A 25,068-nucleotide genomic window follows, 5' to 3' on the forward strand; every position below is an offset into this window, starting at 1 on the left:
AACCCGGGGTACGGGTGGGGTGTTGATCGCCGGGGCCCGGTGATACTCGGAGGGTGACGACCGACTACGACACCATCGTCCCGGCCGGGGGCGCGGCGCGCCGGCTCGGCGGCGCCGACAAGCCCGCCCTCGCGGTCGGCGGCCGGTCCCTGCTGGACAGGGTGCTCGCCGCCTGCCCCGGCGCGGCGCGCACCGTGGTGGTCGGGCCGGAGCGGCCGACCATTCGCCCCGTGGTGACGACTCGGGAGGACCCGCCGGGCGCCGGGCCGGTCGCGGCGCTCGACGCGGGCCTGCGGCACACCACGGCCGGCACGGTGCTGGTCCTCTCCGCCGACCTGCCCTTCCTCACCACCACGACGGTGGACGCCCTGCTGGCGGCGGTGGCGGACACGGAGGGCTCACAGGGCGGGCCGGCCGGGGCCGACGGTGCCCTGCTGGTCGACGCGGACGGGCGGGACCAGCCGCTCGTGGCGGCGTACCGGGCCGGGGCGCTGCGCCGGGCCCTGGAGACGCTGCGGACCGCGCACGGCGGGCTCGCCGGGTTGCCGCTGCGGGCGTTGCTCGCGGAACTGACGGTGCGCCGGGTACGGGACGACACGGCCACGGCCTCGTACGACTGCGACACCTGGGAGGCCCTCAGCGCGGCGCGCGCCCGCATCAGGGAGCATGGACACGTGTTGGACGAATGGATCACCGCAGTCAAGGCCGAACTGGGCATCGAACTCGATGTCGACACGGCCGTCCTTCTCGACCTGGCGCGGGACGCGGCACACGGCGTGGCCCGGCCGGCCGCCCCGCTGACGACCTTCCTCGTCGGGTACGCCGCCGCCCAGCAGGGTCTGGACGTGGCGGAGGTCAGCAGGCGCGCGGCGGCGCTGGCGAATCGTTGGGCCGCGGAAGCGGGGGAATGATGCCGGGTCCGACCGGAGACCCCGGCGAATTCGACGACGCGCTCGCCATCGCCAACGCGGGGCGGGCGAGGTCGGCGGACCCGGCAGCCCGTTCCTCGGGCGCGGGGCCCGGCCGAGAACGGGGCGCCGAGCCCCGGAAGACGGACGCCGCGCAAGAGGGCGCGGCGTCCCGCGGTGCGGCGTCCCGCAGCGCGGCAACCCGCGACACGGAGTCGCGTGGTGCCGGGTCGCGTGGCGCCGAGCCGTACTCGGGTGAGCAGGCCGACGAGCGGCCCCCCGAACGTCCCTGGTTCGACCCGTGGCACGCCCCGTGGGGCAACAGCCGCCACGAGCCCCGACCTGAAGCCGGAGCGGCGACCCCCGGATCGCAGCCGTCCGACCCCGCGACGCAGCCCGCCGGCTCCGAACCGCGGCCGCTCCTCCCCGAATCCTGGACCGCGCCGACCGCCTCCGCCCACTCCCCGAACGGCTCCGACCACTTCCCGAACGGCTCCGAGCCCACGGAACCCACCGGGGCCGGCGAGCCCATCGCGCCCACCGAGCCCTCCCCCGCGCGGGCTTCCCGGCCGGGCGCCCCCGCCTCCGGCACTCCTCGCCCCGAGGCGGCCCACTCCCGCTCCCACAGCCACCCCCGCCCCCACTCCCCCTGGTCCGTTGCGCGCGCTGTCGCCGCGGATGCCGTGGGCGAGCCGCTGGCGCCCGGGGGCGTGCCGCTCGGGCCCGAGGCGCTGGGGCGAGCGCTCGCCGGGGCGCTCACCGCGCTCACGGACCTGCCCTCGTTCGACACCTCGGCGATGGACGGCTGGGCCGTCTCCGGCCCCGGCCCCTGGCGCCTCACCGCTCCCCGTACCGTCGCCCCCGCCGCGTCCGCCGGCATCCTCGCCGGTCAAGGCCCCGCCCGGCCGCTGCCCGACGGGCACGCGGTACCGATCGCCACCGGGGCGCGGATACCACCGGGCGCCTCGGCCGTGCTCCGCTCCGAGCACGGCGAGACCGCGGAACAGCCCGACGGCAGCCTGCTGTTGAGCGCGCCCCGCGGTGCGCCGCCGGGCCAGGACATCCGGCCGCGCGGCCAGGAGTGCCGTAACGGCGACCCGCTCCTGCCGCCCGGCACCCCGGTCACCCCGGCCGTGCTCGGTCTGGCCGCCGCCGCGGGCTACGACGAGCTGTGGACGTACCGCCGCCCGGTGGTGGAGATCCTCGTCCTGGGCGACGAGTTGCTGCACGGCGGGCTGCCGCAGGACGGGCGCATCCGGGACGCCCTCGGCCCGATGCTCGCGCCGTGGCTGCATGCCATGGGCGCGGAGACCATCGGCCCGCGCCATCTCGCGGACGACGAGGCGACGTTGTACGAAGCCATCGCCGGCTCCACGGCCGACGTGGTGATCACGACCGGCGGGACGGCGGCGGGACCGGTCGACCACGTACACCCGGTGCTGCGGCGCCTCGGGGCCGAACTGCTCGTGGACGGCGTACAGGTACGCCCCGGCCACCCGATGCTGCTCGCTCGGCTCGGTCCGGCGGACGGTGCCGCGGCGCGCGGACGGTCCGCCCGGCGCGCCGCCCGGAAGGCCACCGCGGGTGTTTCACGTGAAACACCCGCTCCACGCCACCTGGTGGGCCTCCCCGGCAATCCACTCGCCGCAGTCTCGGGCCTGCTGACGCTCGCCGAACCGCTGCTCGGTACGCTCTCCGGCCGTACGCGTTCCGAGCCCCGCCGGGTGTGCCTCGCCGACGGTGTGCACGGACATCCGCATGACACCCGCCTGGTCCCCGTGGCCTGCCGCACCGACGAGAAGGGAGGCGCCGTGGCGCTCCCCCTCCACTTCAACGGTCCCGCCATGCTGCGCGGCATCGCCGCCGCCGACGCGCTGGCCGTGATCCCGCCGGGCGGCGCCGCCGCGGGCGAACCGGCCGTGCTGCTGGACCTGCCCTGGTCAGCTGCGACCACGGCACCGGAATCGTTCACTGCCACGGCATCGCACACGGTCACTGCCACGGCATCGGACACCGACGCCGCCACGGCATCGGACACCGCCACGGCTCCGGACACGGGCGCCCACGGAGCCCACGGAGGCCACGCGTGAAACTCCCCATGCACGATGCCGCGGCGCGTGATCAGCAGCTCCCCGAGGACGTGTCGCACCGCGTGCAGCTGCCGCGCCGCGCCCCCGAGGCTCCGCTGCGCCAGGTGATTCGCCGGCTTCTGATGGCGTTGATAGTGCTGGTGCTGACGGTCCTGATCGTCTGGGTGGACCGCGACGAGTACCACGACAACGCCGACAACGCGGTCGACTTCCTCGACTGCGTCTACTACGCCACCGTCACGCTCTCCACGACCGGGTACGGCGACATCGTCCCGTACGGAGACACCGCACGGCTGCTGAACATCCTGCTCATCACGCCGCTCCGCGTCCTGTTTCTGATCATCCTGGTCGGCACCACTCTGGAGGTCCTCACCGAGCGGACCCGTGAACAGTGGCGGCTCAACCGCTGGAGGACCGCCTTGCGCGACCACACCGTCATCGTCGGCTTCGGTACGAAGGGCCGGTCGGCCGTGCAGACGCTGCGCGCCACGGGCGCCGGCCGGGACCGCATCGTCATCGTGGACCCGAGCCCCAAGGTGATCGACTCGGCCGTGGCCGAGGGCTTCGCGGGCGTACTCGGCGACGCCACGCGCAGCGACGTACTTCTGCGTGCCGAGGTGCAGCGAGCCCGGCAGATCATCATCGCCACGCAGCGCGACGACACCGCCGTCCTGGTCTCGCTGACCGCCCGTCAGCTGAACAAGAAGGCGACGATCGTGGCGGCCGTGCGGGAGGAGGAGAACGCCCCGCTGCTGCGGCAGTCCGGCGCCGACTCCGTGATCACCTCGGCGAGCGCGGCGGGCCGGCTGCTGGGCCTGTCGGTGAACAGCCCGAGCGCGAGCACGGTCATGGAGGACCTGATCCAGCAGGGCAGCGGCCTGGACCTGATCGAGCGCCCGGTGGTGAAGGCGGAGGTCGGCAAGTCGGTACGGGACACCGGTGACCTGGTCGTTTCCGTACTGCGCGGCCACCGGCTGCTGGCGTACGACGACCCGGCGGCGAGCCCGCTGCAGCACGCCGACCGGCTGATCACGATCGTCCGTGCGATGCCCGGCGAGGACCGCGCTGAGCTGGGTCGCCCGGCCGGGCAGGGGCTGCCGGGCAGCGGAGTGAAGCCGATGCGCCGGGCCGACGAGAAGGACCGCGTGATCCGCCGCGCGGACGAACAGGACCGCGGCGACTGACCGGTGCAGGGAACCGAACGGTACGGGCAACTGACCGGGAACCGGCGCCGACGGCAGGCATCAGGCCGCCACAAGAATCCGGCGCCGGCTTTCGGCCCGCCCCCACCGGAGCGCCCTCCACCTCGGCCCGAGGAGGCGAGTAGCCTCGCGGCCATGCGTGCGATCACCATTCCCGAACCCGGCGGACCCGAGGCCCTGGTGTGGGCCGAGGTGCCCGCGCCGCAACTTTCCGAGGGCGAGGTGCTGGTCCGGGTCGCGGCCAGCGCCGTCAACCGCGCCGACGTGATGCAGCGACAGGGCTTCTACGACCCGCCGCCCGGCGCCTCCCCCTACCCCGGCCTGGAGTGCGCCGGCACGATCACCGAGATCGGCCCGGGCGTGAGCGGCTGGGCGGTCGGCGACGAGGTCTGCGCCCTGCTGGCGGGCGGCGGTTACGCCGAACAGGTGGCGGTGCCGTCCGGGCAGCTGCTGCCGCTCCCGAAGGGCATCGACGTCACGCAGGCCGCCGCGCTGCCCGAGGTGACCTGCACGGTCTGGTCGAACGTCTTCATGGTGGCCCACCTGCGGCCCGGCGAGACCCTGCTGGTGCACGGCGGGTCCAGCGGCATCGGCACCATGGCGATCCAGCTGGCCAAGGCGGTCGGCGCGCGGGTCGCGGTGACCGCGGGCAGCGCCGAGAAGCTGGAGAGCTGCCGCGAACTGGGCGCCGACGTGCTCATCAACTACCGCGAGCAGGACTTCGTCGAGGAGATCCGCAACGCCACCGACGGCCGGGGCGCGGACGTCATCCTGGACATCATCGGCGCGAAGTACCTGGACCAGAACGTGCGGGCGCTGGCCACCAACGGGCGGCTGGCCGTCATCGGTCTGCAGGGCGGCCGGAAGGGCGAGCTGAACCTGGGCGCGCTGCTGGCCAAGCGCGCCGCGGTCACCGCGACGTCGCTGCGCGGCCGGCCCGTCGAGGAGAAGGCCGCGATCGTCGCCGCCGTGCGGGAGCACGTCTGGCCGCTGATCGAGAACGGCCAGGTCCGGCCGATCGTGGACCGTACGCTGCCGATGGCGGAGGCCGCCGAGGGCCACCGGATCCTGGAGGAGTCCGGCCACATCGGCAAGGTCGTCCTGACGGTCGACTGACCGACTGACCGGGACCGCCCCGCAAGCCCGCCCCGTCCCCTGTGAGCCCGCTGCTCCGCCCCTCACCGCCGCCGCAGCCGGAGCCCGATGAACGCCAGCCCCAGGCCCGTGAGCGCGAGCCCCGCGCCGAAGGGCAGGACGCGGGCGACCCGGGCGGCCCGTTCGGCGGCGTAGGGCGGGCGGAGGGCGCCGGCGGTCTCGCGGTCGGTCGCCGTGGGCCCGGTGGCCGGCGAGCCGTCCGGCGGGCTCAGCGACTGCCAGTTGCGCATCCCCTGGCCGTGCGGCGACAGCGGCGGGTGCGGGCTGCCGGGCCGTTCGCCGGACGGCCGGTCCGACGTACCGGGGCTCTGCAGTGCCGCGCCGGAGCCGGAGTCCTGCGGCGTGCCGAGTCCGCTGGTCCCCTCGGTACCGGCCGGGGCCGAGCCGCTGGGCCGGGCCGGGGAGCTCGTGCGGCCGGGCGGGCTGTCGGAGGCCGAGTGACTCGGTGTGGGCCGCGTGGGTGACGGCGTGGCCGAGCCGGTGCTCGCGGACGGGCTCGGGCCGGTGGCGGTCGAGGACGGCGAGGGGCTCTGCCCCGGTCCTGTCGGCACCGCCGACGACCCGGAGGGCGAGGAGGAGCCGGGGTCCTGCGACCGTCCGGCGGAGCCGTCACCCGCGGAGCCGTCCCCCGGCGTGTCCTCGGCGGTCGGATCGGCCGGTACGCCCGGGACCGTTCCGCGGCCGGTGGAGGTGGCGCTCGGGAGCCGGCCGGCGGCGGACCGCCCGTCCGTGATCTGTGGCTGCGGCAGATCGCCCGGCCGTGTCTCGTGCGACTGGCCCGGTGGCGCTCCGGCGGCAACGGCGGCCGCGGGAACGGCGGTGAACAGCGTGGTTGCCGTCAGCAGTCCGGCGGCGATGAGTGAGCGGAGTCCTGAACCCACGCCGTGCCCTCCCGTGCCGAGCCTCGAGTGACGTCTTCAGGTTCACATGAGCCGACAATTACGGCATCTCAGGAAAGAGAGAAAGAACACCTAAAAGGTTGGCCAACTTGCGTGATGTCCATGGATGTGCGCGGAAGTACGGAGACTGCCCCGCCGGACGAGGGTGGATCAATAGTTCGCCGGGGCACAACTGTTCTTAAGTGCATGTACGAGAGAATGGCGGCATGGATATGCCGATGAACGAACGGTCGCAGGAGAGCCCGCACGTCCTGGTTGTCGGCCCGGACGGCATGGCTCTCGGCAGCGCAGGCGGCTCCGGTGGCGGAGACGGCGACGACGAGCCACGCGAGGTTCCGGTGACGGAGATGGTCGAACAGCCGGCGAAGGTCATGCGCATCGGCAGCATGATCAAGCAGCTGCTGGAAGAGGTGAAGGCCGCCCCGCTCGACGAGGCGAGCCGGGTTCGCCTCAAGGAGATCCACGCCGGCTCCGTGAAGGAGCTGGAGGACGGGCTGGCCCCCGAGCTGGTGGAGGAGCTGGAGCGGCTGTCCCTGCCGTTCACCGACGACTCCGTGCCCACCGAGGCCGAACTGCGTATCGCGCAGGCCCAGTTGGTCGGCTGGCTGGAAGGCTTGTTCCACGGCATCCAGACCGCGCTGTTCGCCCAGCAGATGGCCGCCCGCGCCCAGTTGGAGCAGATGCGCCGCGCCCTCCCGCCCGGCGCCGTACCCGCCGAGGACGACGACCTCCAGCACCCCGGCCGCGGCAGCGCCCGCTCCGGCCCGTACCTCTGATCCCACCTGCACCGAGGGGCCCCGCGCGCGGCGTGCGCGAAGGGCCCCTCGGTGCAGGTGCGTTCGGGCGCGGGTGTCAGCCGGCCTTGCCCGTCGAGACGACGAGCTGGATCTTCTGGTCACCCTTGGGGTCGTAGCTGTCGTTCTCGCCCGGCGTCTGCCGGATGACGGCGTTCTTGCCCCACATGGGTTCGCTGTTCTCGTAGGTGATGTCCCACTGCCAGCCGGCCTTCTGCATGCAGTTCTTCACCGAAGCCAGGTTCTTGCTGTAGAAGTTCGGCATCATGATCTTCGACTTGTCGTCGAAGCTCTTGACCGCTTCCGTGCACTCCTTCGCCTCGACGATCCGGTCCTTCTGCTCGGGCTGGACCTTGTTCGCCGAGTCCTCGGTGGCGGAGGCGGCGGGCTGCGGGGATTCGCCGCCGTTGGCCTGCGGGCCGGGCTCGTCCGGGTCGCCGCCGCTGAGCGCGATGACCATGACCACCGCGACGACGGCGATCAGGGCGACCACGGCGGAGCCGATGAGCACCGGCTTGTTGCTCTTGCCGCCGCCCTGCTGCCCGCCGCCCTGCGGCGCGATGGTGTACGGCGGCGGAGTCTGCATGCCGCCGTTGTACGGGCCGGGGGCCGGCGTCTGGTACGCGTGGCTCGGCGGCGGCGGGGTGGACGGGCCGAAGCCGCCGTACTGGCCGCTCGCGGGCGGCGGGGTGTACGGGCTCTGCACGTTCGGCGTGCCCGTCCCCGGGGTGCCGGTCGCCGAGGGGAAGACCGCGGAGGCCACCGAGGCGCCGCTGGTGCGCGGGCCCTGGCCGCCGACGATCATCGGCGAGGCGCCGGACTGCCCGGCCTGGGCGATGCGCAGGCACTCGTCCTGCATCGCCTGGGCGGTCGGGAAGCGCTCGTTGGGGTTCTTCTTCAGCGCCCGGGCGACCAGCGCGTCCACCGCCGGCGGCACCGAGCGGTTGATGCTGGAGGGCACCGGAGGCTCCTCCTGCACGTGCGCGTACGCGATGGCCAGCGGCGAGTCCGCCTCGAAGGGCAGCTGCCCGGTCAGCAGCTCGAAGAGCATGATGCCGACGGAGTACAGGTCGGAGCGGGCGTCCACGCCGCGGCCCAGGGCCTGCTCGGGCGAGAGGTACTGCGGGGTGCCGACGACCATGCCGGTCTGGGTCATCGAGGTGACGCCGGACTGCATGGCGCGGGCGATGCCGAAGTCCATGACCTTCACGACGTTGCGCTTGGTCATCATGACGTTGCCGGGCTTGATGTCCCGGTGGACCAGGCCCATCTCGTGGCTGACCTCGAGGGCGGCCAGCACATCGGCGGTGACCTTCAGCGCCTTGTCGGTGGGCATGGCGCCGAACTGCGCGATGTCGGCGTCCAGCACCGAGCGCAGCGGCTGCCCGGAGACGTACTCCATGACGATGTAGGGCGTCATGCCGCCGTCGAGCTCGTCCTCGCCGGAGTCGAAGACCGAGACGATGTTGGTGTGCGACAGCTTCGCCACGGACTGGGCCTCGCGGCGGAAGCGCTCGCGGAAGGCCTGCTCGCGGCCGAGCTCGGTGTGCAGCGTCTTGATCGCGACCTCGCGGTCCAGCACGCTGTCGTACGCGAGGTGCACGGAGGCCATGCCGCCGGCGCCGAGAAGATCACGAAGCTGGTAGCGTCCCCGCCCCACCGCACGGCCCGCGCCATGGCCCTGTGCGCCGTCCTGGCTCATCTTTCCGTTTCCCCCTCGGCGCACTGCCCGCACTGACCCGTACGCGGCACTGGTCGGGCTGTTCTGTTGCTGGCCGGGACCGGTATGCGACCGGCGGGCCAGGTTCTGGAATTCCGCAGCCAAGTGTGCCTCAGGCCTCCGGCCAGTCAAGCCGCGTGCCCGTTCCGTGACCAGATGGGCAACAACCCCGCACGGACGTGCCGCGTGTCAGGAGCCTGCCAGGAACACCCGCGCGGGTTGTCGCGAGCGTGTCAGAAACACGTCACGACTCTGTCAGCATCGGGAGGGCAAAAGGGTCACTCGTAGTGAACTTGCGACATGTGAGCGGTGCACGCTTTGATGGCCGGTCCCTCACAAAACCGGTGCGCCCCGCGGAGCCTGTAGCGTGCTCTTGCGAAGACCGAGACTTATAACCGCGTACACGCGGATCGATTCGACGGCGAGGACCGATGGCACAGACGCAGAGCCCCCAGGGCCCGTCCGATCCTGAAGCCACCGGCTCCAATATCCCCGACGCACCGGAGATGTGGGGCAACGGCGGTCTGGTCGGTGACGGGCGCTACCGCCTGACGCGCCGTCTGGGCCGAGGCGGCATGGCGGAGGTGTTCGCGGCCGAGGACGTACGGCTGGGCCGTACGGTCGCGGTGAAGCTGCTGCGCTCCGACCTCGCCGAGGATCCGGTCTCCAAGGCCCGCTTCACCCGTGAGGCGCAGTCCGTCGCGGGCCTGAACCACCACGCGGTGGTCGCCGTGTACGACTCCGGCGAGGACCTGGTCGGCGGCAACACCATCCCGTACATCGTGATGGAGCTGGTCGAGGGCCACACCATCCGCGATCTGCTGCTCAACGCCGACGCGCCGCCGCCGGACCAGGCGCTGATCATCGTCTCCGGGGTGCTGGAGGCGCTGGCCTACAGCCACCAGCACGGCATCGTGCACCGCGACATCAAGCCCGCGAACGTGATCATCACGAACAGCGGCGCGGTCAAGGTGATGGACTTCGGCATCGCGCGTGCCCTGCACGGCGCGTCGAACACGATGACCCAGACCGGCATGGTCATGGGCACGCCGCAGTACCTGTCGCCGGAGCAGGCGCTCGGCAAGACCGTCGACACCCGCTCCGACCTGTACGCGACCGGCTGCCTGCTGTACGAACTGCTCGCGCTGCGCCCGCCCTTCGTCGGCGAGACGCCGCTGTCCGTGGTGTACCAGCACGTGCAGGACATGCCGAAGGTGCCGTCGGAGGTCTCCGACGAGGTGCCGCCGGAGCTGGACGGGCTGGTCATGCGCGCGCTGGCGAAGGACCCGGACGACCGGTTCCAGACCGCCGAGGAGATGCGCGGCCTGGTCCAGTACGCACTCCAGATGCTGCACGAGCAGGGCGGCCACACCGGTACCTGGAGCACCGGGCCGGTCGCCGTGCACGAGGGCGGCTCGACGCCCGCCATGGGCGTGGCGGCCACGACGGCGATGCCGCACCCGGCGCACGGCGCGACGGCCGCGCAGCCGATCCTCCCGCAGGGCAGGGACGACGACGGCGGTTACGAGGGCGGTCCGCGCGGCTCCAAGGGCGGCGGCCGCGGCAAGGTCTGGCTGATCGCCGCGCTCGCGCTGATCGCCGTCGTGGCGGGCGTCGTCTTCGCGCTGCAGAACACCGGCGACGACAAGCCCGACAAGAACCCGAAGCCGACGCCCACGGCGACGGAGAGCAAGGACGAGAAGACCTCCGAGCCGCCGTCGGAGGACCCGACGACGGAGGCGACGCTGCCCGGCGGTACGGGCGGCAACACCGGTGACTACACCCAGACGCCGACGGAGACCGGGAACCCGACGCCGACGGACACCGAGCCGACGACGAGCGAGCCGACCGACGACCCGACCCCCACGGCGACCGACACGGGCGAGCCGACGGACGAGCCGACCGCGCCGACGACGGAGCCGACCGACGACTCGTCGCCGATCATCCCGCCGCCGGGGGACGAGGACAGCGGCGAGTGAGCCGGTCCGGTATCTGACCTGAACGAGCGAGGCACCGACATGGTGCCTCGCTCGTTCGCGTAGCGGCCGGGGCCCTTCAGCCCGTGAATGCCTGCCGGACCGCCGCGTACTCGTCCGTCCACCACACCGCCAGCGCCGCCGCGGGCGGGAAGAGGCCGTCGGCGCGCCGGTCGCCCAGCCGGTACCGCCAGTCCAGCATCCAGAAGTCGTTCAGGCGTTCCCACCAGACGCGGTGCACGGCGGCCGCCAGCTCGTCCGGGCCGACGCCCGAGGCGCGCCGGTAGGCACGCGCGTACGCCGCCACCTTCGCCAGGTCCAGGCTGCCCGAGGGCCGTACGAAGAAGATCGCGGCGGCCCGTACGGTCTCCTCGGCGCGCGGCGCGACCGCCAGCCGGTCCCAGTCGACGATCGCGGCCGGCTCGGCGCCCCGGTAGAGCAGGTTCAGGGGGTGGAAGTCGCCGTGCACCCAGCCCGCCGGGGCCGCCCGTGCCGGGCGGTGGTGGGCGTGCGCTGCCAGCAGGGCGCGGCGTTCCAGGAGCCGGTGCTCGGCGAGCGCGTCGAAGCTGTCGTGCGGGCGGGCGTCCCGGGCCAGCGCCAGCAGCTCGTCGATGCCCACGAAGGTGGCGGCGGGGTCGGCGCTCTCCTGGCCCGGCTCCGGCGGCGCCTCGGGCATGACCTGGGAGAGGGCCACGTGCACCCGGCCGAGCAGCGTGCCGAGCCGCCGGCACTGGGCGGGGCTGAGGGCCGCGCCGTCCAGGTGGCGGCCGTCGACCCAGGGGTGCAGGGCGTAGCTGCGGTCGTCGAGGACGGCGACGGTGCGGCCGTCGGCGGCGCGTACGGGCGGCGCGACGGGCAGGCCCATGGCGCCCAGCAGGCGGGTGGCGCGGTGCTGCCGGACCAGGGCGCCGTGGTCGGCTTCGAGGTGGTGCTTGAGGAAGAAGCGGCCGCGCGTGGTGGTCAGCCGGTAGCCGTGGTTGAGCAGGCCCTCGGCGACCGGCTCGCACGTCAGCGGCTCCCCGGCGCCTTCGTAGCGGCGCAGCAGGGAGCCGAGAGTGTGGCCGTCGGGCGCCGTTGCCGTCCGGACCGCAGATGAGCGGAGCACCCGTCAGATGTTAGATCACTTCGATCGGGCCGGTTTCCCGTACCGGTCGGCTATCGGTCAGCCTGAATGGGCGTACCGGAAGAGCGGTACATCGGTCAGCGTGTGCACCTTCGCGAAGACCGGTTCGATGTGCAGGAAGACCGGGTCGAACGGCTCGCCGTCGGCGAGCGCCGGGGTGCGCCCGAAGGCGTCGTGGTCGGCGGGCTCCGGGCGGATGACGCCGGCCGTGCCGGTGAACTGGACGGCCCAGGTCTCGGGCTCGCCGTCGGTGACGTTGTCCGCCTGGTACGAGACCACGCTGCCGTCGAGGGCGCGGTGGTAGCCGTAGCCGCGGTGCAGGCGCAGCAGCAGGCGTCCCTCCTCGGTCACCACGTGCCGGGCGATCGTCGTGAAGGGCAGCGCCCGCAGGCTCGCCGAGACCCGGCCGTAGGGCGTACGGCCGAGCAGCTCCAGTGCGCGGAATTCGTCGGGCATGAGAACCACCCTGCCCGGCGGTGCGGGCACGGCTGTAGGGGCGGCCGCCCCCGCGCCACCGGGACGTTGGTCCCGAAATCGATGATTCCGCAGGTCAGCCCATTGAATAGGCGGCAATCGCCGTCGGGTGATGTCGTTCAGCGGCCTTCCGCCTGCATTCTCGCGACGTATGCGGCCGCCTGGGAACGGCGTTCCATGCCGAGTTTGGCGAGCAGGCTGGAGACGTAATTCTTGATGGTTTTCTCGGCGAGATGCAGCCGTTCTCCGATGGCCCGATTGGTCAGTCCCTCGCCGATCAGATCGAGGATCCGCCGTTCCTGTTCGGTGAGGCTCGCCAGCCGGTCGTCGCCCTTGGCGCCGCCGTCCCGCAGCCGTTCCAGGACACGTTGCGTGGCCACGGGGTCCAGCAGGGACTTGCCGGCCGCCACGTCGCGGACGGCCGAGAGCAGTTCGTTGCCGCGGATCGCCTTGAGCACATACCCGGAGGCACCGGCCATGATCGCGTCAAAAAGTGCCTCGTCATCGGCGAAAGACGTGAGCATCAGGCACTTGATGTCCTCGTTCTGCGACCGGATCTCCCGGCACACCTCGACGCCGCTGCCGTCCGGCAGCCGGACGTCCAGCACGGCCACGTCGGGACGCGTCGCAGGGATCCTGACCAGGGCATCTGCGGCGGTACCTGCCTCGCCGACCACCTCGATGTCGCTCTCGACCGTGAGCATGTCGTGAACGCCACGCCGTACGACCTCATGATCGTCGAGCAGGAATACCGTGATTTTTCCGTCTTCGTGCACGGCCTCAGTCTCACACACGAACCCTTCCCGTGCTCCGGTCCGGCGATATAACGTGCCGTTGTTCCGGCGGCCTGCGACGCTGTGACCAGGAGTTGTTCCCACCCTTCGCGATTTACTTGGAAATCCAAGCAAAATCGCAGGTCAGGGCCGTTTTCGCTTAGGCTCGGGAAATGGGTAACGTGCATGGGCAGGCCACGTCCGGGGCAGTTTTGTTCCACCCGGGCCTGACCGCGTTCGCACACACCCCGTGCGCCGTATCGGATACCGGGTGAGCCGCAATACGGCCACCGGCGGACCCCGGGGGCCGGACAGACGGAGGAGCAGCACGTGACCGTGGACAGCACTGCCGCACGGAAAGCTACGCGCAGTAGCGGCAAGCGCACGACCGCGAAGAAAGCGCCCGGCGGGACCGCGGCGAAGGCCAAGGCGGGCAAGGCCGGCACCGGCCCGGCCGCCGGCGCACCGGCTTCGGCGGAGCAGGACCCGGACCAGTTCGTCCAGCTGCTGACCCCCGAAGGGGAGCGCGTCGAGCACCCGGAGTACGGGATCGACCTGTCCGCCGACGAGCTGCGCGGCCTGTACCGCGACATGGTGCTCACGCGGAAGTTCGACGCCGAGGCGACCACCCTGCAGCGCCAGGGCGAGCTGGGCCTGTGGCCCTCGCTGCTGGGCCAGGAGGCCGCGCAGATCGGCTCGGGACGCGCCCTGCGCGACGACGACTACGTCTTCCCCACCTACCGCGAGCACGGCGTCGCCTGGTGCCGCGGGGTGGACCCGACGAACCTGCTGGGCATGTTCCGCGGCGTGAACCACGGCGGCTGGGATCCCAACAGCAACAACTTCCACCTGTACACGATCGTGATCGGCTCCCAGACGCTGCACGCGACGGGTTACGCCATGGGCGTCCAGAAGGACGGTGCCGACTCCGCCGTCATCGCCTATTTCGGTGACGGCGCGTCCAGCCAGGGTGACGTCGCAGAATCCTTCACCTTCGCGGCCGTCTACAACGCCCCCGTGGTGTTCTTCTGCCAGAACAACCAGTGGGCGATCTCCGAGCCGACCGAGAAGCAGACCCGGGTGCCGCTCTTCCAGCGCGCCCGCGGCTACGGCTTCCCCGGCGTACGGGTCGACGGCAACGACGTGCTCGCCGTCCTCGCCGTCACCAAGGCGGCCCTGGACCGCGCCCGTACCGGCCAGGGGCCGATGCTGGTCGAGGCGTACACCTACCGCATGGGCGCCCACACCACCTCCGACGACCCGACGCGCTACCGCGGCAACGACGAGCTGCTGGCGTGGGAGGCCAAGGACCCGATCCTGCGGCTCCGCCGGTACCTGGAGGCCGAGGGCATCGCCGACGAGGCGTTCTTCGCGTCCGTCGAGAAGGAGGACGAGGCGCTCGGCAAGCGGGTGCGGGACGCGGTCCGCACCATGCCGAACCCCGACGACATGGCGATGTTCGAGCACATCTACGCCGACGGGCACGCGCTCGTCGACGAGGAGCGCGCCCAGTTCGCCGCGTACCAGGCTTCGTTCGCGGAGGAGAACTGACATGGCCGTCTTCGAGAAGATCACCATCGCCAAGGCGATCAACGAATCGCTGCGCACGGCCATGGAGGCCGACCCCAAGGTCCTCGTCATGGGCGAGGACGTGGGCAAGCTGGGCGGCGTCTTCCGCGTCACCGACGGCCTGCAGAAGGACTTCGGCGAGGACCGGGTGATCGACACCCCGCTCGCCGAGTCCGGCATCGTCGGCACCGCGATCGGCATGGCCCTGCGCGGCTACCGCCCGGTCCTGGAGATCCAGTTCGACGGGTTCGTCTTCCCCGCGTACGACCAGATCGTCACGCAGCTCGCCAAGATGCACGCCCGCGCGCTCGGCAAGATCAAGCTGCCGATCGTCATCCGCATCCCCTACGGCGGCGCGATCGGCGCAGTCGAGCACCACTCCGAGTCCCCCGAGACGCTGTTCGCGCACGTCGCGGGCCTGAAGGTGATCACGCCTTCGAACTCCTCGGACGCCTACTGGATGCTCCAGCAGGCCATCGCCGGCAACGACCCGGTCATCTACTTCGAGCCCAAGCGCCGCTACCACGACAAGTCCGCGCTGGACACCGAAGCCATCCCGCACCCGCTGCACAAGGCCCGGGTGGCCCGGGAGGGCAGCGACCTGACGCTCGCCGCGTACGGCCCGATGGTCAAGGTCTGCCAGGACGTCGCCCAGGTCGCCGCCGAGGAAGGCAAGTCGGTCGAGGTCGTCGACCTGCGCTCGCTCTCCCCGATCGACTTCGACACGCTCCAGTCCTCCGTCGAGAAGACCCGCCGCCTGGTCGTCGTGCACGAGGCGCCGGTCTTCCTCGGCTCCGGCGCGGAGATCGCCGCGCGCATCACGGAGCGGTGCTTCTACCACTTGGAGGCGCCGGTGCTGCGGGTGGGCGGCTACCACGCCCCCTATCCGCCGTCCCGGCTGGAGGACGAGTACCTTCCGAACCTGGACCGGGTGCTCGACGCGGTCGACCGGTCGCTGGCGTACTGAGGGGCTTGAGGAGAGTCGTGACCATGACTGCAACCGATCAGCGCTTCCGCGAGTTCAAGATGCCCGACGTGGGCGAGGGGCTCACCGAGGCCGAGATCCTCAAGTGGTACGTCGCCGAGGGCGACACCGTCGCCGACGGGCAGGTCGTCTGCGAGGTCGAGACCGCCAAGGCGGCCGTCGAACTCCCCATCCCCTACGACGGGGTGGTGCACGAGCTGCGGTTCGGCGAGGGCACCACGGTCGACGTCGGCACGGTCATCATCGCCGTGGACACCGACCCGGGCGCGGGTCCCGCCGAGGCTCCGGCGGCCGCGCCGGAGACCGCCGAGCCGGCCGCCGAGGGCGGCGAGGAGGGCCGCAAGGCCGTCCTGGTGGGTTACGGCGCCGCGCCGTCCTCGACCAAGCGGCGGGCGCGCAAGGCGCAGCCCGGTGCCGCTCCCGCGAACGGTGCCCGAGCCGCCGTCCAGGCGGAGCTGAACGGTCACGCCGCGCCGGAGCCGGCCCCCGAGCCGGTTTCACGTGAAACACCCGCCGCGGCGGAGCCCGTGACCGATGGCCGCCCGCTGGCCAAGCCGCCGGTGCGCAAGCTCGCCAAGGACCTCGGCATCGACCTGGCCACGGTCGTTCCCAGCGGCCCCGACGGGATCATCACCCGCGAGGACGTGCACGCGGCGGCCGCGCCCGCGCCCACGCCGACATCGGCACCGGAGTTCGACGTGGCGCCGGCCCCCGCCGTGCCCGCGCCGGCCCCCGAGACCGTTGCGGCGGCGCGCGAGACCCGGGTGCCGGTCAAGGGCGTACGCAAGGCCACCGCCCAGGCTATGGTGCAGTCGGCCTTCACCGCGCCGCACGTCACGGAGTTCATCACCGTCGACGTGACCCGCACGATGAAGCTCGTGCAGGAGCTGAAGCAGGACCCCGACATGGCGGGCGTCCGCGTCAACCCGCTGCTCCTCGTCGCCAAGGCGTTCCTGGTCGCCATCAGGCGCCACCCGGAGGTCAACGCCTCCTGGGACGAGGAGAACCAGGAGATCGTCCAGAAGGACTACGTGAACCTGGGCATCGCGGCCGCCACCCCGCGCGGTCTGATCGTCCCGAACATCAAGGACGCCGGCGCCAAGACGCTGCCGCAGCTGGCCGAGTCCCTCGGTGAGCTGGTCGCCACGGCCAGGGAGGGCAAGACCTCCCCGGCGGACATGGCGGGCGGCACGGTCACCATCACCAACGTCGGCGTCTTCGGCGTCGACACCGGTACGCCCATCCTGAACCCCGGCGAATCCGCGATCCTCGCCTTCGGCGCGGTCAAGGAGCAGCCCTGGGTCCACAAGGGCAAGGTCAAGCCGCGTCAGGTGACGACGCTGGCGCTCTCCTTCGACCACCGGCTGGTCGACGGCGAGCTGGGCTCCAAGGTCCTCGCGGACACCGCGGCGATACTGGAGCGCCCCAAGCGCCTGATCACCTGGGCGTAGCCCGCAGCGCAGCGGCCCGGCAGGGCGGCGCAGGCGAAAACCGATTGGTGTCGCCGCGCCGCCCTGCCTACGGTCGCTGCCATGACCGATACACAGAGCGCTGCTGACGTCGGCCCGGACGGCCTCCCGCCCCTGAAGTCCGTCGCCTGGCTGCACGTCCGCGACGGCCGGCTGCTGAGCGTCCGTACCCGCGGCAACGACACCTTCTACCTCCCCGGCGGCAAGTACGAGCCCGGTGAGACGGCCGCGGAGGCGCTCTCCCGCGAGCTGGCCGAGGAGGTCGGCGTACGCGTCCCGGCGAGCGAGCTGACCGAGGCCTTCACCGTCGACGACGTGGCGCACGGCCGCGCGGGCCGCCGCCTCCGGATGACCTGCTTCACGGGCGGTCCGGCGACGGTGGACCCGGTACCGGGCCGTGAGATCGCCGAGGTCGCCTGGCACAACGCGGAGGACTTCGACGTATGCGCCCCGGCGTTCCGGCAGGTCGTACGGCGGCTCACCGAGGCGGGCGGGCTCCGGTAGCCCGCCGGGGGATCAGCCCGCGGTGACGCGGATCTTGGACTGGCCGTGGCCGCGGGTCTCCCAGTCGGCCATGAAGTCGGCCATGAGGCCGTGCCGCGCGGCGAGGCCGGTGAGCGTCTCGGTGCGGTAGTAGAAGTCCTCGCGCAGCACCTGGTGTTCGGTGCCCGTGGTGCGGTCGAAGGTGAAGTCGAAGAAGCCGCCGGGGGCGAGCACCCGCCCCACGTGCGCCAGGCATTCGTCGATGACCTCGACCGGCGAGTGCGAGAAGACGCTGTGCGCGTGCACGACGTCGAAGTGCGCCTCGGGCAGGAAGTCCAGGGTGAGGTCCCTGGTCAGCGTCAGGTGCGGCAGCTTGGCCTGGAGCCCCTGGTCCGTCAGCGTGCGCTTCGCCGCGATGAGGATGTCGGGGGAGATGTCGATGCCGTAGTAGTTCCCGGCGTCGAGGTACTCGATGAAGCGCCACCCGGCGCGAAGGTTGCCGCAGCCGATGTCGAGCATCCGCGACTGCCGGGTGAGGCCGTGTTCCCGCAGGTAGTCGAATTGCATGGCGCCGAGCGCGAGCCAGCGGTCGTGGGTCCGGCTGCCGACCGCGCCCTCGGGGTCGCGCCGGGTGTCGGACGCCATGACCGCGCGGTAGTAGCTCACGTGGTCGGGGTGGTGGAGGGCCAGCCAGCGGTCCCTGGCGGCCCGCCGGACGTACGGCGGTATCCGTCCCGGATGGCCCAGGGCGTAGCGGACCTTGTGGCCGAGCGCCGTCCGGTCCACGGCGAGGTTCTTCCTGACGGACATGCGAACGCACCCCATCTCGATCACCGGGCGTCACGAGGTGGACACAGAAACGTGGCGCTCTGCTCATGGAGCGTAGGTGGGGTGTGAGTAGTTGGCGTACGCAGTTTCCTCGGCCGCCACTGCCCTCGCATCGTCCGCCCGCCGCCCTCGGCCCGTCCGGATGATGGACCGATTCTGCAGACGCATACCTGTTGTATCTATCCTGTGCTCATGCCCGCCCGTCACCCGACCACCGCCCCTCATCGAATGCTTCGCATGCCCCCATCGGAAATTGCCTCAGCCCCAGCCCCAGTCCCGGAGAAGACCGTCAAGCAGCCACCCGCCGCGGAGCGGGTGTACGCGCACGTCAAGCAAGGCGTCCTGGAGCGCCGCTACGAGGGCGGCATGCTCCTCACCGAGGGCGAGCTCGCCGAGGCCGTGGGCGTGTCGCGGACCCCGGTACGGGAGGCGCTGCTGCGGCTGGAGGTCGAGGGGCTGATCAAGCTCTATCCGAAGAAGGGCGCGATGGTCCTGCCGGTCTCCGCCCAGGAGATCGCGGACGTCGTGGAGACCCGGCTGCTGGTCGAGGAGCACGCGGCACGCAAGGCCGTGCCCGCGCCCGCCGCGCTGATCGAGGAGCTGGAGACGCTGCTGGCGACCATGCGGGAGCAGATCGCCGCCGGTGACCTGGCCGCCGTCTCGGTCACCGACCGCTGCTTCCACGCCGCGATCGTGCGCAGCGCGGGCAACCGGATCCTGGACCGGCTCTACGAGCAGCTGCGCGACCGCCAGCTGCGGATGGGTGTCGCGGTGATGCACGCGCACCCGGACCGGATCGCCAAGAACATCGCCGAGCACTCCGAGATCCTCGAAGCGCTGCGGGCCGGTGACCCGGAGGCGGCCACGGCCGCCGTGCACCGGCACGTCAGCTGGGTGCGGAACCTGGCCCAGGGGGACGTGCGATGACCACCGCACAGAGCGCCCCGGTCGCACTGCCCGGTGATCCGCCCGGCGGCCGGAAGGCCGTGTGGGTCTGGGGCATCGGCGTCGCGGTCTACTTCGTCGCGATCATCTACCGCACCAGCCTCGGCGTCGCGGGACTGGACGCCGCCGAGCGCTTCCACATCAACGCCTCGGCGCTGTCCACCTTCTCCATCCTCCAACTGCTGGTCTACGCCGGCATGCAGATACCCGTCGGCCTGATGGTCGACAAGATGGGCCCGAAGAAGGTCCTGATCCTCGGCGCGACGCTCTACACCGTGGGCCAGCTCGGCTTCGCGCTCTCCAGCTCGTACGTCATGGCGCTCGTCTCCCGCGGGCTGCTGGGCTGCGGCGACGCGATGACGTTCATCAGCGTGCTGCGGCTGGGCACCCGCTGGTTCCCGGCCCGCCGCGGCCCGCTGATCGCTCAGGTCGCCGCGCTGATCGGCATGTCCGGCAACCTCGTCTCCACCCTGGTCCTCGCCCGGCTGCTGGACACCCTCGGCTGGACGCCGACCTTCGCGGGCAGCGCCGTCTGCGGCATCGTGGTCATCGCGCTGGTCCTGCTTTTCCTGAAGGACCACCCCGAGGGGTTCGCCCCCGTGCCCACGAGCAAGCCGGCCGCCGGCGGCGGCTACGTACGGCGGCAGATCTCCCAGTGCTGGCGGGAGCCCGGCACCCGGCTCGGCATGTGGGTGCACTTCACCACCCAGTTCCCCGCGATGTTCTTCCTGCTGCTGTGGGGGATGCCGTTCCTGGTCGAGGCGGAGGGCCTGACCGAGACCGCGGCCGGCGGCCTGCTGACGCTCATCGTGGTCTCGAACATGGCCTCCGGGCTGGTCTACGGGCAGGTCATCGCCCGCCACCACGCGGCCCGGCTGCCGCTCGCGCTCGGCACCGTCGCCGCCACGGCGACGCTCTGGGCGGCCATGCTGTGCTGGCCCGGGCACGCGCCGATGGCACTGCTGGTCGTCACCTGCCTCGTGCTCGGGACCTGCGGCCCCGCCTCGATGATCGGCTTCGACTTCGCCCGCCCGGCCAACCCGCCGGAGCGCCAGGGCACCGCCTCCGGCATCGTCAACATGGGCGGCTTCATCGCCTCGATGACGACCCTGCTCGCGGTCGGCGTCCTGCTGGACGCCACGGGCGACAACTACCGCATCGCCTTCGTGACGGTGTTCGTCCTGGAGGCGCTCGGCCTCAGCCAGATCCTGCGGCTGCGCAAGCGGGCGGCGCGCCGGGAGAGCGAGCGGACGGTCGCCAGCCGGGTGGAGGCGGTGCACGTACCGGTGTGACCGTCCGGCGCGCGTTCACGCGGCGCGCGCCTCCCGGGTACGTACGAGGGCCCGCCGCCGTGCTCCACGGCGGCGGGCCCGCCCGCTTCTCCCGTCTCCTGCCACGCCCGCGCTACGGCCGCTACGGCGTCACCGCGAAGTGGTCCAGCACCGCCTCGCCCAGCGCCCGGTCACCGTCGATCTTGATCTGGTCGGCGACGGCGGCGGGCCGCACCCGGCCGCACGCCAGCCGTACGTAGGTCTCCCAGTCCGTGGTGAGCGTCACCGCCGGGCCCAGCGAGACGCTGCCGTCGACCGAGCCGCGGCCCTCAGCGTCGACCCGTACCGTCCGCATGAACTCCACCGGGCCGGTCACGTCGATCACCACGGCGGTGCCGGCCGGGGCGCCCGTGCTCTCGGCCACGACCTTGGCGAGCGAGGGTATGAGGAAATCGCGCGTGACGTGGGCGCCGGGGGAGTCGAGGTTGCCGGGCTGCCCCAGCGCCCGCCGGATGTCCTGCTCGTGCGCCCAGGTGTCGAACGCCCGCACCTTCAGTGCGTGTTCGAGCGTCTGCTCCTTGCCCTGGGGGCCGCGGACGGTGGCGTCCGGCTCCCGCGTCTCGTTGCGCAGCTGCCGGGCCCGGCGGATGATCGTGTACTCCAGCTCGGCCGTCATCTCGGGGCCGGTGTGGTGCCGCCGGACGTCGACCTGCATCTCCATGTACCGCGCGAACTCGCTGCGTACGTGGTAGAGATCGCGCGGCAGCGAGTGGATGGGGCGCGGATCGCCCAGCGCCTCGCAGTCCAGGCCGATGAGATGGGACACCACGTCCCGCACCGACCAGCCGGGGCATTCGGTGGCGCGATTCCACTCCCCTTCCACGAGCGGTGTCACCAGCTCGGATATTGCTTCGATGGAGTGCGTCCAGGCGTCGATGGAGGGCTGAAGGACTGGGTGGACGGTCACGGGACCCCTCGGACGGTTCGTACGCGGGCTGCTGTCTGTGCAGTTAAGTTACGCTGCGCACGGGCACCCCGGCAGTGCTTTCGGGTGACCATCGTAGGCATTTTTTGACGGCGAACCGGCTCCGAAGACCAGGCGGTGGTACTGTGCGCGCTTCACTGATCCAAGTCGGTGTGGACCAGCAGGAATCGGTCAATTCCCGTCGCGAGCGAGTGGCTTCGCTCGTGCGTGCTCAAACGGCGTCCGACCTCGTGGTGTTGCCCGAACTGTGGCCGGTCGGCGCCTTCGCGTACGACGCGTTCGAGGAGGTGGCGGAGCCGCTGGACGGCCCGACCCACCGGCTGATGTCCGCGGCGGCGCGGGACGCGGGCGTCTGGCTGCACGCCGGGTCCGTCATCGAGCGGGCAGCGGACGGCGCGCTCTACAACACCGCGCTGGTGTACTCCCCCGACGGCGAGCAGATCGCGCACTACCGCAAGATCCACCGCTTCGGCTTCGACAAGGGCGAGGCGACCCTGCTGGGCGCCGGCACCGAGCCGGTGACGGTCGAGCTGCCGGCCACCACGCTGGGCCTGGCCACCTGCTACGACCTCCGGTTCCCCGAGCTGTTCCGGCAGCTGGTGGACGCCGGCGCGCAGACCCTGGTGATCCCGGCCGGCTGGCCGGAGCGGCGCCGCGCGCACTGGTCGCTGCTGGCCCGCGCCCGCGCGGTGGAGAACCAGGCATACGTGCTCGCCTGCGGCACGGGCGGCACCCACGGCGGGGTCGAGCAGGCCGGACACAGCGTGATCGTCGACCCGTGGGGCGAGGTGCTGGCGGAGGCGGGCCCCGACGAGGAGATCATCAGCGCCGAGCTGGACCCGGAGCTCGTCGGGAAGACCCGGCACGTCTTCCCCGTCCTGCGGGACCGGGTACTGGGCCTGCCGACGCCGTGACGGGGGCGGGGCCCGGGGCACGTACTCGCCGTGCGCGTCCCGGGTCCCGCGCTCAGTCCTCGCGCTCCCGCTCCGCCAGCCGGATCACGCACACCGCGATCGCGATCAGCAGTGGGGCGTCCGGCTCAGTCCTCGCGCTCCCGCTCCGCCAGCCGGATCACGCACACCGCGATCGCGATCAGCAGCGGGGCGTCCGCGTCCTCGCGCAGCACGTTGACCGCGTAGGTGTCCCGTACGGTCAGCCAGCGCCGGGAGATCTCCGCCAGCAGCTCGCCGTCGTACTCGACCGCGAACTCCCGGTCCAGGATCTTGCCGCTGACGTCCAGCTCCGTGCCGTCCACCAGCTCCACGCGGTAGTGGTTGCGCAGCAGCGACAGCCGCTTGCGGCGGATGGTCGCCAGCGCCTCGTCGTCCCGCTCGATCGTCATCGCGTCGCGCAGGCTGAGCACCTTTTTGCGCAGCGTGATGAGGACCCGGCCCTCGCGGTCCTTGATCTCGAAGGTCTCCCGCATGCGGAGCGCCTTGCCGTCGACGAGGTAGACGTGGCGTCCCGTCTCGTCCTCGATCCAGTAGTCCTCGCCGATGCCGAAGATCCGGTCGCGTACCAGGTATCTCATGCCCTGACGCCTTCCCCCGGGCCCCGCCGGAATGCGCGACCGGGTGGGTGGCGTTGAATGTGCACATGGCTTCACGTGCACGCGTCCGGGCCCCCGAGCTGGTCGGCAAGGGCGGCTGGCTCAATACGGGCGACAAGGAACTGACCCTCTCCGACCTGCGGGGACGCATCGTCGTCCTGGATTTCTGGACGTTCTGCTGCGTGAACTGTCTGCACGTCCTGGACGAGCTGCGGGAGCTGGAGGAGCGGCACCGCGACACCGTCGTGATCATTGGTGTGCACTCCCCGAAGTTCGTGCACGAGGCGGAGCACCAGGCGGTCGTCGACGCCGTCGAGCGGTACGAGGTCGAGCACCCCGTGCTGGACGACCCCGAGCTGGCCACGTGGAAGCAGTACGCCGTCCGCGCCTGGCCGACGCTGGTCGTCATCGACCCCGAGGGCTACGTCGTCGCCCAGCACGCCGGTGAGGGCCACGCCCACGCCATCGAGAAGCTGGTCGAGGAGCTGGAGGCCGAGCACGACGCGAAGGGCACGCTGCGCCGCGGCGACGGCCCGTACGTACCGCCCGAGCCGGTGGCCACCGACCTCCGCTTCCCCGGCAAGGCGCTCCAGCTGCCCGGCGGGTCCTTCCTGGTCTCCGACACCACCCGGCACCAGCTGGTGGAGCTGGACGCGGACGGCGAGAGCGTGCTGCGCCGGATCGGCACCGGCGAGCGCGGCCTGACCGACGGGCCCGCCGAGGCCGCCGCCTTCAGCGAGCCGCAGGGCCTGGCGCTGTTGCCTGGGGGCACGGTGGTCGTCGCGGACACCGTCAACCACGCGCTGCGCACCTTCGACCCCGCCACCGGCGAGGTCGCCACCGTCGCCGGTACCGGCCGGCAGTGGTGGCAGGGCTCGGCCACCGAGGGCCCGGCCCGCGAGGTGGACCTCTCCTCGCCGTGGGACGTGGCGTACTTCGACGGCCGGGTGTGGATCGCCATGGCCGGCGTGCACCAGCTGTGGACGTACGACCCGGAGGCCGGCACCGTACGGGCCGCCGCGGGCACGACCAACGAGGGCCTGGTCGACGGCCCGGCCGCCGAGGCCTGGTTCGCGCAGCCCTCGGGCCTCGCGGCCACCGAGGACCGGCTGTGGATCGCGGACTCCGAGACCAGCGCGGTCCGCTGGATCGACCGCGAGGGCACCGTGCACACGGCGGTGGGCACCGGGCTCTTCGACTTCGGCCACCGCGACGGCGCTGCGGACCAGGCGCTGCTCCAGCACCCCCTGGGCGTCACCGCGCTGCCGGACGGCTCGGTCGCGGTCTCCGACACCTACAACCACGCGCTGCGCCGCTTCGACCCGGCGACCGGCGAGGTGACCACGCTCGCCACCGACCTGCGGGAGCCGTCGGACGCGGTGCTCGTCGGCGACGACATCGTGGTCGTGGAGTCGGCGCGGCACCGGCTGACCCGGCTGCGGCTGCCCGAGGAGGCGGTACGGGTCGAGTCCGTCGCGCACCGCACCCAGCGCGCCGCCACCGAGGTGGCCCCGGGCCGGCTCCGCCTGGACGTGGTCTTCCAGGCGCCGGCCGGCCAGAAGCTGGACACCCGCTACGGCCCCTCGACCCGGCTGCTGGTCAGCTCGACCCCGCCGGAGCTGCTGGCCGAGGGCGACGGCGCGGACACCGACCTCAGCCGTGACCTGGTCCTCGCGGACGGGGTCACGGAGGGCGTGCTGCACGTCTCGGCGATGGCCGCGTCCTGCGACGACGACCCGGACATCGAGTACCCGGCCTGCCATGTGCACCAGCAGGACTGGGGCGTGCCGGTCACCGTCACCGCTGACGGGACCGCCCGGCTCGGTCTGGTCCTGGCGGGCATGGACAGCGAGGGCTGAGCCCCGGCGGC

General features: G+C 72.1%; 22 protein-coding genes. 14 read left to right on the forward strand and 8 right to left on the reverse strand.

Features of this window, described 5'->3' with window-relative positions:
* Positions 1–53 precede the first annotated feature (53 nt).
* The 4 genes from ABZ840_RS05155 (at position 54) to ABZ840_RS05170 (ending at position 5,316) form a co-directional block, all read left to right on the forward strand.
* On the forward strand, positions 54–911 hold the full coding sequence (locus tag ABZ840_RS05155) for a DUF6457 domain-containing protein (protein WP_361553483.1): 858 nt from the start codon (positions 54–56) through the stop codon (positions 909–911).
* Positions 911–2,998, forward strand: a complete 2,088-nt coding sequence (locus tag ABZ840_RS05160; RefSeq protein ID WP_361553486.1) for a molybdopterin-binding protein — start codon at positions 911–913, stop codon at positions 2,996–2,998. Before ABZ840_RS05155 ends, ABZ840_RS05160 begins: the two co-directional genes overlap by 1 nt.
* Entirely contained in the window at positions 2,995–4,182 is a 1,188-nt protein-coding gene (locus ABZ840_RS05165) for a potassium channel family protein (RefSeq protein WP_361553488.1), read from the forward strand. Before ABZ840_RS05160 ends, ABZ840_RS05165 begins: the two co-directional genes overlap by 4 nt.
* Before the next feature lie 153 nt (positions 4,183–4,335).
* Positions 4,336–5,316 (forward strand): NAD(P)H-quinone oxidoreductase, encoded by a 981-nt coding sequence (locus ABZ840_RS05170; protein WP_361553491.1) that lies wholly within the window; start codon positions 4,336–4,338, stop codon positions 5,314–5,316.
* A gap of 62 nt (positions 5,317–5,378) precedes the next feature.
* Here the strand turns inward: ABZ840_RS05170 and ABZ840_RS05175 are convergent, their stop codons facing one another.
* Positions 5,379–6,236, reverse strand: a complete 858-nt coding sequence (locus ABZ840_RS05175; RefSeq protein WP_361553494.1) for a hypothetical protein — start codon at positions 6,234–6,236, stop codon at positions 5,379–5,381.
* Between the two features lie 224 nt (positions 6,237–6,460).
* Between ABZ840_RS05175 and ABZ840_RS05180 the strand changes: the two genes are divergently transcribed.
* Positions 6,461–7,030: a bacterial proteasome activator family protein gene (locus tag ABZ840_RS05180; RefSeq protein WP_361553497.1), complete on the forward strand. Its 570-nt coding sequence runs from the start codon at positions 6,461–6,463 to the stop codon at positions 7,028–7,030.
* 76 nt (positions 7,031–7,106) lie between these two features.
* Here the strand turns inward: ABZ840_RS05180 and ABZ840_RS05185 are convergent, their stop codons facing one another.
* Positions 7,107–8,750: a protein kinase gene (locus ABZ840_RS05185; protein WP_361553499.1), complete on the reverse strand. Its 1,644-nt coding sequence runs from the start codon at positions 8,748–8,750 to the stop codon at positions 7,107–7,109.
* Positions 8,751–9,199: 449 nt separating this feature from the next.
* Between ABZ840_RS05185 and ABZ840_RS05190 the strand changes: the two genes are divergently transcribed.
* Positions 9,200–10,747 (forward strand): protein kinase, encoded by a 1,548-nt coding sequence (locus ABZ840_RS05190; protein WP_361553502.1) that lies wholly within the window; start codon positions 9,200–9,202, stop codon positions 10,745–10,747.
* Between the two features lie 76 nt (positions 10,748–10,823).
* Here ABZ840_RS05190 and ABZ840_RS05195 read toward each other — a convergent pair whose 3' ends face one another.
* The 3 genes from ABZ840_RS05195 to ABZ840_RS05205 form a co-directional block, all read right to left on the reverse strand.
* Positions 10,824–11,849: a phosphotransferase gene (locus tag ABZ840_RS05195; protein WP_361553505.1), complete on the reverse strand. Its 1,026-nt coding sequence runs from the start codon at positions 11,847–11,849 to the stop codon at positions 10,824–10,826.
* Between the two features lie 57 nt (positions 11,850–11,906).
* Positions 11,907–12,323, reverse strand: a complete 417-nt coding sequence (locus ABZ840_RS05200) for a pyridoxamine 5'-phosphate oxidase family protein (RefSeq protein WP_361553508.1) — start codon at positions 12,321–12,323, stop codon at positions 11,907–11,909.
* A 137-nt stretch (positions 12,324–12,460) separates the two neighbouring features.
* On the reverse strand, positions 12,461–13,117 hold the full coding sequence (locus ABZ840_RS05205; protein WP_361553927.1) for a response regulator transcription factor: 657 nt from the start codon (positions 13,115–13,117) through the stop codon (positions 12,461–12,463).
* A gap of 327 nt (positions 13,118–13,444) precedes the next feature.
* Here ABZ840_RS05205 and pdhA point away from each other — a divergent pair, with 327 nt between their 5' ends.
* The 4 genes from pdhA (at position 13,445) to ABZ840_RS05225 (ending at position 17,641) form a co-directional block, all read left to right on the forward strand.
* Positions 13,445–14,665: a pyruvate dehydrogenase (acetyl-transferring) E1 component subunit alpha gene (pdhA, locus tag ABZ840_RS05210; protein ID WP_361553511.1), complete on the forward strand. Its 1,221-nt coding sequence runs from the start codon at positions 13,445–13,447 to the stop codon at positions 14,663–14,665.
* A 1-nt stretch (position 14,666) separates the two neighbouring features.
* Entirely contained in the window at positions 14,667–15,650 is a 984-nt protein-coding gene (locus ABZ840_RS05215) for an alpha-ketoacid dehydrogenase subunit beta (RefSeq protein WP_361553513.1), read from the forward strand.
* Positions 15,651–15,673: 23 nt separating this feature from the next.
* The gene (locus ABZ840_RS05220) at positions 15,674–17,119 is read left to right on the forward strand and encodes a dihydrolipoamide acetyltransferase family protein (protein WP_361553516.1); all 1,446 of its coding nucleotides are present in this window, start codon (positions 15,674–15,676) and stop codon (positions 17,117–17,119) included.
* 81 nt (positions 17,120–17,200) lie between these two features.
* Positions 17,201–17,641 (forward strand): NUDIX domain-containing protein, encoded by a 441-nt coding sequence (locus ABZ840_RS05225; RefSeq protein WP_361553519.1) that lies wholly within the window; start codon positions 17,201–17,203, stop codon positions 17,639–17,641.
* A 12-nt stretch (positions 17,642–17,653) separates the two neighbouring features.
* On the opposite strand, the gene ABZ840_RS05230 is transcribed toward ABZ840_RS05225, so the two are convergent.
* Positions 17,654–18,430 carry a class I SAM-dependent methyltransferase gene (locus ABZ840_RS05230; protein ID WP_361553522.1) on the reverse strand — a complete coding sequence of 259 codons (777 nt, stop codon included), beginning with the start codon at positions 18,428–18,430 and terminating at the stop codon, positions 17,654–17,656.
* A gap of 255 nt (positions 18,431–18,685) precedes the next feature.
* Here ABZ840_RS05230 and ABZ840_RS05235 point away from each other — a divergent pair, with 255 nt between their 5' ends.
* Both ABZ840_RS05235 and ABZ840_RS05240 read left to right on the forward strand, forming a co-directional pair.
* Positions 18,686–19,375: a GntR family transcriptional regulator gene (locus tag ABZ840_RS05235; protein ID WP_361553525.1), complete on the forward strand. Its 690-nt coding sequence runs from the start codon at positions 18,686–18,688 to the stop codon at positions 19,373–19,375.
* Positions 19,372–20,685, forward strand: a complete 1,314-nt coding sequence (locus ABZ840_RS05240) for an MFS transporter (RefSeq protein ID WP_361553528.1) — start codon at positions 19,372–19,374, stop codon at positions 20,683–20,685. The genes ABZ840_RS05235 and ABZ840_RS05240 overlap by 4 nt, the downstream gene beginning before the upstream one ends.
* 121 nt (positions 20,686–20,806) lie before the next feature.
* On the opposite strand, the gene ABZ840_RS05245 is transcribed toward ABZ840_RS05240, so the two are convergent.
* Complete coding sequence (locus tag ABZ840_RS05245) at positions 20,807–21,631, reverse strand: maleylpyruvate isomerase family mycothiol-dependent enzyme (protein ID WP_361553531.1); 825 nt, start codon at positions 21,629–21,631, stop codon at positions 20,807–20,809.
* A gap of 143 nt (positions 21,632–21,774) precedes the next feature.
* On the opposite strand from ABZ840_RS05245, the gene ABZ840_RS05250 reads away from it, so the two are divergent.
* Positions 21,775–22,563, forward strand: coding sequence for a carbon-nitrogen family hydrolase (locus tag ABZ840_RS05250; RefSeq protein ID WP_361553534.1), 789 nt, complete (start codon positions 21,775–21,777; stop codon positions 22,561–22,563).
* 125 nt (positions 22,564–22,688) lie between these two features.
* Here ABZ840_RS05250 and ABZ840_RS05255 read toward each other — a convergent pair whose 3' ends face one another.
* Positions 22,689–23,180: an LURP-one-related family protein gene (locus tag ABZ840_RS05255; RefSeq protein WP_361553537.1), complete on the reverse strand. Its 492-nt coding sequence runs from the start codon at positions 23,178–23,180 to the stop codon at positions 22,689–22,691.
* A gap of 65 nt (positions 23,181–23,245) precedes the next feature.
* Here ABZ840_RS05255 and ABZ840_RS05260 point away from each other — a divergent pair, with 65 nt between their 5' ends.
* Positions 23,246–25,057, forward strand: coding sequence for an NHL domain-containing thioredoxin family protein (locus ABZ840_RS05260; protein ID WP_361553540.1), 1,812 nt, complete (start codon positions 23,246–23,248; stop codon positions 25,055–25,057).
* Positions 25,058–25,068 lie beyond the last annotated feature (11 nt).

This window comes from Streptomyces sp. NPDC047117, assembly GCF_040643545.1.
In the GTDB taxonomy this organism is placed as follows: domain Bacteria; phylum Actinomycetota; class Actinomycetes; order Streptomycetales; family Streptomycetaceae; genus Streptomyces.